This is a genomic window from Nodularia sp. UHCC 0506 (genome assembly GCF_034931045.1).
Lineage (GTDB): Bacteria > Cyanobacteriota > Cyanobacteriia > Cyanobacteriales > Nostocaceae > Nodularia.
The window spans coordinates 4,454-9,893 of the sequence record NZ_JAYGHH010000042.1; the positions used below are offsets into that span (position 1 = coordinate 4,454).

At 44.1% G+C, this 5,440-nt stretch carries 5 protein-coding genes; 1 reads left to right on the plus strand and 4 read right to left on the minus strand.

Annotated elements, in window-relative coordinates; all coding sequences use genetic code 11:
- A partial coding sequence (bchH, locus tag VB654_RS19110; protein ID WP_323215385.1) for a magnesium chelatase subunit H occupies window positions 1-2,338 on the minus strand: 2,338 nt, incomplete at its 3' end.
- A gap of 293 nt (window positions 2,339-2,631) precedes the next feature.
- Between bchH and VB654_RS19115 the strand changes: the two genes are divergently transcribed.
- Window positions 2,632-3,873: a lipid-A-disaccharide synthase gene (locus VB654_RS19115; RefSeq protein ID WP_323215386.1), complete on the plus strand. Its 1,242-nt coding sequence runs from the start codon at window positions 2,632-2,634 to the stop codon at window positions 3,871-3,873.
- A gap of 172 nt (window positions 3,874-4,045) precedes the next feature.
- On the opposite strand, the gene VB654_RS19120 is transcribed toward VB654_RS19115, so the two are convergent.
- The 3 genes from VB654_RS19120 to VB654_RS19130 form a co-directional block, all read right to left on the minus strand.
- Window positions 4,046-4,432 carry a hypothetical protein gene (locus VB654_RS19120; protein ID WP_323215419.1) on the minus strand — a complete coding sequence of 129 codons (387 nt, stop codon included), beginning with the start codon at window positions 4,430-4,432 and terminating at the stop codon, window positions 4,046-4,048.
- A gap of 331 nt (window positions 4,433-4,763) precedes the next feature.
- Entirely contained in the window at window positions 4,764-5,000 is a 237-nt protein-coding gene (locus VB654_RS19125; protein ID WP_323215387.1) for a hypothetical protein, read from the minus strand.
- Between the two features lie 20 nt (window positions 5,001-5,020).
- A partial coding sequence (locus VB654_RS19130; RefSeq protein WP_323215388.1) for an HAD-IC family P-type ATPase occupies window positions 5,021-5,440 on the minus strand: 420 nt, incomplete at its 5' end.

The following is a 5,440-nucleotide window of genomic DNA, read 5'->3' on the forward strand; positions in this document are numbered from 1 at the left end:
CTAGGGTAGCTACTGCTTCTTCCGCACTTGGTGGTTTACCAATGACGTGCAACCCACAAGGTAACAGCCTAGATTCAATTTCCATTAACTTCCGGTAGACGCTACCAACAATATGATCTCGCTCATCGGCGGTCATTTCTTTGGCATCGGTTTCTGGTAAGTTAATATCTTTATCTAGGTTGACGATCCGGCATTTATCCATGATCGTGTTAACAATGGGAATGCCGCGCCCACTATCTTTTAAGGTTTGGTATGAAGCTATTAATTCGCTGAGTTCTTTCAAACCTTTATATAACCCGGCGTTTTCTGCGGGTGGTGTGAGGTAGGAAATTGTTTCAGCGTAACTGCGGCGTTTAGCAATGGTCGCTTCACTGGGGTTATTGGCTGCGTAGTAATACAGGTTGGGAATTGAACCAATTAGGTTATCTGGGTAACAATCTCCAGACATCCCCATCTGCTTACCTGGCATGAATTCCAAGGAACCATGAGTACCAAAGTGCAGTACTGCATCCGCGCCCCAAATGCGTTCTAGGTAAGTGTAGTAAGCTGCAAAGCCGTGGTGAGGACTGGCGGAACGGGAGAACAATAGCCGCATCGGGTCGCCTTCGTAACCAAATGTGGGCTGTACGCCGATGAAGACGTTACCAAATTGTTTGCCGTAAATTAGTAGGTTCTGCCCGTCGCTGTTGAGGTTTCCGGGAGGTGGTCCCCAGTTTTCTTCTAGGCGTTGGGAGTAGGGGGTGAGTGCTTCATACTCTGGGACTGACATCTTGTAAGCGATGTTCAGTTCTGGGCTGGCATACTGGGCCTGGGCATCGTGGATGACTTGTTCCATTAATGCTTGGGCGTTTTCAGGGATGTCTTGCACGTCGTAGCCGTTGTTTCTTAGCCCTTTTAAGACTTCATATATGGAACCGAATACATCTAAGTAAGCGGCGGTGCCGACGTTGCCTTTATCTGGGGGGAAGCTGAAAACGGTGATGGCAACTTTTTTGTCGAGTTTGGGCTTGCGGCGCAGATTAGCCCATTTTAAGGCTCTTTGCGCTATGGCTTCTACTCGATCTTGCAGTGCGTGTGCTTTCCCGGTTGTCCCATCTCTACCTGATAAAATTATCGGCTCAATGGCTCCATCTAATTCAGGAATAGCAATTTGCAAAGCTACTTGAATGGGATGTAAGCCCAAGTCGCTATCCATCCACTCTTCTGTGGTTTGGAAGACTAAGGGCAACGCTACCATATAAGGACGATTCAGGCGTTTGAGTGATTCAATGGCTTTGGGATGGTCTTGTCTAGCTGGACCACCCACTAAGGCAAAGCCAGTCAAGGAAATCACTGCATCAATCAGCGTTGTTTTGGTAGTCGGTTCATAAAAGTAAGCATCCACGGGTTTGGAAAAATCCAATCCCCCAGCAAATACAGGAATTACTCTGGCTCCAAGTGATTCCAATTCCTGGACAATGGCTACATAATGGGCATCATCACCTGTAACTAGGTGCGTGCGTTGTAATACTAAACCCACACAAGGAGCTAAGGGATCTTTTAAATCACTAGAAATATCTTTGCGGGCAGTGTACCAATTCAGGTATTCTTTTATATCCTCAAACATGGTTGTCGCCAAAGGATGCCAAATTCCCATATCGGGATAGACAACTGGCGCTTCATAAGTGGGAGATGCAAAATTTTGTTTATCTACATCTTTTAATACATATTTATCAGCTAACATCAGCAAGAAATTTTCCAGGTTTTCTGGTGAACCTCCAAGCCAATACTGAAAACTGAGCATGAAATGTCGAGCGTCCTGTGCCTTTTCCATTGGCAAGAACTTTAATACTTGGGGCAGAGTCCGCAGCAGTTTAAGCATTCCATCTTGGAATCCTGCTCCGGATTTTTCTTTGCGCTTCCGCATGAATTGAGCGATCGCACTCTTCGATTGACCCAACTGTGCCAAGGAAAAGCTCCCCATTTTATTGAGGCGCATGACTTCGGGCATGGATGGGAATACAACCGAAACATCCAGGCGATCGCGGTGTGGTTCGACTGCTGTAACTACTTTTTGTGCTAAGTCTTCTATGAAAATAAGTGAGGCGATAAAGATATTAGCAGTCTCCATTTCCCGTTTGAACTCTTCGTAGTTCTCTGGGTCCCGGAGTTCCTCGATCAAGTACCCACTGATTTCAATCGCCAGATTGGGATTGTTCGAGTTTATCGTGCTAACAGCTTGCGACAATGCACTTTGATACTGGGACTCAAGCACGACATAGACCACCTTGATTAAATTACGTCCGCGTAAGTTATCAGGCGCAATATGTCTAATGGTGGACTTGACGTGTGTGAACATGCAGATTGGCTCCTTTGATGTTCTCTAAACTGAAGTTCTCAGCGACATCTGCCGCCAGAGTTACTTCTTTTTTTCGGCAATATTAATTTTTTATCAGAAAAACCTTACCATTTGAGCATTTCGTGGTCTACATGACACAAATCGATATAAAAAAATAAATATTTATTTATAAATATTGACAAATAATAAAAGTGTTTACTCACATTTATGTAACAAAATCGTAATATTTGGGGAGTGGGGAGTAGAGCTTGGGGAATATGGGAATATTGGGAGATGACAATGACTAATGACCAATGACTCCAGTTGATATTTTGATTCTCTCGAATGGCCCTGGTGAAGTTACTACCTGGGTGCGTCCTGTTGTTAAGGCTTTGCGGGAAAAACTAGGGGATGATTCTTCTGTGGTGAGGATTTCTGTGGTTTTGTCACCTTGTCCAAATGCTACGGGCAAAGAAGGGGCGATCGCTCTTTCCTATCCAGAAGTAGACAGAGTACAATCAGCAGAGCATTTTTGGCAGTTTCTCCTGTGGGGTAAGACTTTTGACAATTGGGAATGGCGCGATCGCGGTGTGGTAGTCTTCTTAGGTGGCGATCAAATTTTTCCCGTAGTCATTGGCAAAAAACTGGGATATCGCACGGTTATTTATGCCGAATGGGATGCACGTTGGCATAATTTGATTGACCGTTTTGGCATCATGCAAGCCAAAGTTGCTGCCAAAGTTTCTCCAAAATATGCTCACAAATTCACCGTTGTGGGCGATTTGATGTTAGAGGCGCAAAAATTTGAGCAAGTTATAACTACTGATTCTTCCCTTAACACTGAAATAATTGGTTTACTTCCTGGATCTAAAGCCGCAAAATTAGCCCAAGGAGTACCATTATTATTGGCTATTGCTGAATATATTCACGCTAAAAAACCCCAAACTAGATTTGTGATTCCCGTTGCGCCGACATTGGATTTACAAACTTTAGCGAATTTTGCCGATACACACAAAAACAATTTTGTCAATATATTTGGCAGTTTACCGACCACTTTAGTTGAATCTGAGCATCCGGTGTTGAAAACTGCAACGGGTTTGTGTTTGGAATTGTGCAGAGAAAATCCCGCCCACGAATTATTATCTCAATGCAGTATTTGTTTAACCACGGTAGGCGCGAATACAGCTGAACTTGGTGCTTTAGCAGTACCGATGATTGTTTTAATCCCCACACAACAACTTGATGCAATGCGTTCTTGGGATGGTTTACCAGGATTATTAGCTAATTTACCTGTGTTGGGTTCTACCTTTGCCAAGGTGATCAACTCTCTGGTATTAAGTCGCAAAGGTTTATTAGCATGGCCGAATATCTGGGCTAAAGAAGAGATAGTACCAGAACTGGTGGGGCAACTCCAGCCGCAGGAGGTCGCAGAAATGGTTTTAGACTTTTTAGATCATCCAGAAAAGTTAGAAGCAATCAGGGCAAAATTACGCAGTGTTAGGGGAGAAAGTGGTGCAGCCCAAAAGTTAGCCAGTTTAGTGAGTGATAGTTTGTAAATTAGCCTTGGTGACTAGAAGTCGCGGCTATACAGACGAAACCCACCTACATGGGTGGAAAAGTTTCTATTTAGTCCGCGCAGGCGGACTTTGTTTGTGTAGTAGCGTTCGCCCTTGGCGTGGCGTAGCCATATTCATTCGCCTAAAACTTTTAAATCTTTTAATGTCGGATTCAATCGGGAAAACTAGCATTTTGTCGTCCCAGTTCATAGATACCAGAAATAATACAAGCCATTATCCCAAAGCTGATTCCCCAGCTGCGTCCTAAGCTAATTTCTATCAGCCAGTTAGATAAAGCGCCAATTACCAAAAAAGGTACGATGCTAAATAGTGAGGCGTAAAAAGCATTTTGGGATTCTCTGGCTTCGCGTGTCTTTTCAAATTCAGTTTGACTGGTGTAAAGCGATCGCTCGGCAAAATTAAACCAGCGATTGAGCTGCTCAATGATTTTCTCACGCAGTGACGCAAAAGCAAAGTATAGCGCCAATGACCACACACTCGCACCGGCGATCGCTACCGTGTTTACCTCAAAACGGAAAGGAAAAATTTCAGTGATCATAGCTTGGGGATGTCCTACACATGGCCAAGTTAAATTGACCCTTTCAGCAATTTTAAGCATAAACGCTTACCAAATTGCTTTAAATTGCCATCTCGCGGCAATATAATACATAACCTCACCCCCCTTGACCAGAAGATGACCAGGTTGAAAGCAAGTCACAGAGCGGGTTCTGTAGAATCAGATCACAAGATTTAGTCCAGATGAGGGGCTTGCCACTGCAATCATTTATGACCATAAGAGAATTACAATCTTGGTGATTGATTCCTGTGGCTAGGTATCAATCAATTAGGCGATCGCTGTACGGAACTGCGATCGCTTCCCTAACCAAAACTTATTCTTCTTTGCGGTTGTTTGGTACTGGTGATTTACTGAACAAAAACCACCATAGTTCTACGGCAATTAACCCTAGACCACCCATAGTAACACCAAATTTTAATCCTAAAGGCTGGTCTATGGCTTGAAATTTGTTAGTTTCTCCTGACGAATGGATGGGCATGGCTGCTGATGCAGTTCCCACAGATAAGCTTAAAGCAGTCAAACTAGCCCAAAGCAGATTTTTGCTGAACATTGGTTAAATTATTGTACAGTTCAAGAGATCACTTTTGGTTGAAATTTTCGCAATCTCAGGGCATTTGTCACCACAGAGACTGAAGACAAAGCCATTGCAGCACCGGCGAGAATAGGATTGAGCAACCAGCCAAATAAAGGAAACAGAATTCCCGCAGCGATAGGAATGCCAATAACGTTGTAGATAAAGGCAAAGAAGAGATTTTGCCGAATATTGCGAATGGTCGCCCGGCTGAGTTGAATGGCTGTGACAATGCCTTGTAAATCTCCAGAAATCAGTGTAATATCACTAGCTGCGATCGCCACATCTGTTCCTGTCCCAATGGCAATTCCCACATCTGCTTGTGCTAGTGCCGGTGCATCATTAATTCCATCGCCTACCATCGCTACTAATGAGTGCTGAGTGCTGAGTGCTGAGTGTTGAGTAGGGAGTGCTGAGTG

Excerpts from the sequence above, each read along its gene's own strand:
- VB654_RS19125 (WP_323215387.1), bottom strand. The coding sequence starts at position 5,000 with ATGTTCAGCAAAAATCTGCTTTGGGCTAGTTTGACTGCTTTAAGCTTA.
- VB654_RS19120 (WP_323215419.1), bottom strand. The coding sequence starts at position 4,432 with ATGATCACTGAAATTTTTCCTTTCCGTTTTGAGGTAAACACGGTAGCG.
- VB654_RS19115 (WP_323215386.1), top strand. The coding sequence starts at position 2,632 with ATGACTCCAGTTGATATTTTGATTCTCTCGAATGGCCCTGGTGAAGTT.